The sequence below is a fragment of the Burkholderia sp. Se-20378 genome (assembly GCF_017104665.1).
Lineage (GTDB): Bacteria > Pseudomonadota > Gammaproteobacteria > Burkholderiales > Burkholderiaceae > Burkholderia > Burkholderia lata.
Genome location: NZ_JAAGPG010001117.1, coordinates 1 through 1087 on the forward strand (window position 1 = coordinate 1; position 1087 = coordinate 1087).

The following is a 1087-nucleotide window of genomic DNA, read 5'->3' on the forward strand; positions in this document are numbered from 1 at the left end:
TGCCGAGCGGATCGCGGCATCGAGTTGCGCGGCCGTCACGCCTGCGCGGAAACCGACGCCCAGCGCGACGCGCATCATGCGCCGCTGCCGAGCGCGGCACGTACCGCGGGATCGTCGGCGAACGCCGCGACGCGGCCGATCACGACGATCGCCGGCGAGCCGATGCCGGTCGCACCGACGCGTTCGACGAGCGTGTCGAGCGTCGCGAGCACGCGCCGTTGTTCGGGACGCGTCGCATTCTCGATCGCCGCGCACGGCGTATCGCCGGGCAGGCCGCCTTCGCGCAGCGCGGTGGCAATCGCGTCGAGCCGGCGGATGCCCATGTAAATGACGATCGTCATGCGCGTGGCCGCGAGCGCACGCCAGTCGGGTTCGTCGGCGCCCGCACCGTGACCCGTGACGAAGATCACGCCCTGCGCGTCGCCGCGCTGCGTGACCGGGATGCCGATTGCAGCCGGCGCGGCGATGCCCGCGGTGACGCCGTTCACGACCTCGACCGGGAATCCCGCCGCACCGAGCGCGGCCAGCTCCTCGCCGCCGCGGCCGAACACGAACGGATCGCCGCCCTTGAGCCGCGCGACGCTGCGGCCCGCGCGCAGATGCACGAGCATCGCGGCGACGATCGTCTCCTGCGGCGTCGATGCATGCCCGCCGCGCTTGCCGACGTGCTCGATGTGCGCATCGGCACGTGCATGGCGCAGCACGTCGGGATTCACGAGATCGTCGACGAGCAGCACGTCCGCCGCGCCGATCGCGTGGACGGCCTTGAGCGTCAGCAGGTCGGCGTCGCCGGGGCCGGCGCCGATCAGCCACGCGCGGCTCATCGGGCGCGGCACGGCATGCACCGTGTCGTAAAAGTGGAACAGGGCAGGCGGGCGGCACGGTGGCGGCCGGCAGACAGGTCAAGCATGACGGATCGAGCGAAGCCCGCGCGGACGCGGGCGGAATGCGCACCCCATCCGTCCCCCGCGGATCGGGCGTTCGGCGAGCGTCGGGCTCGCCCCTTGCGTCGGCCGGTATCCGGGCTGGCCGCTTGCCAGGCCGCAGCCTTCCCGCCCGGCTGAAGGGCAGTGGCATCGTGGGCGGC

Annotated in this window: 1 protein-coding gene and 1 pseudogene; both read right to left on the minus strand. The window is 73.3% G+C overall.

The window, feature by feature from the left end:
- Positions 1–78 (minus strand): annotated as a pseudogene (locus G3N93_RS42345) (cobalamin biosynthesis protein CbiG); the annotation flags it as partial.
- Positions 75–824, minus strand: coding sequence for a uroporphyrinogen-III C-methyltransferase (gene cobA / locus G3N93_RS40485; protein ID WP_206135572.1), 750 nt, complete (start codon positions 822–824; stop codon positions 75–77). The pseudogene G3N93_RS42345 and the gene cobA, both read right to left, overlap by 4 nt.
- Positions 825–1087: the final 263 nt, after the last annotated feature.

Coding starts and splice junctions, on each gene's coding strand:
- cobA (WP_206135572.1), bottom strand. CDS start 824: ATGAGCCGCGCGTGGCTGATCGGCGCCGGCCCCGGCGACGCCGACCTG.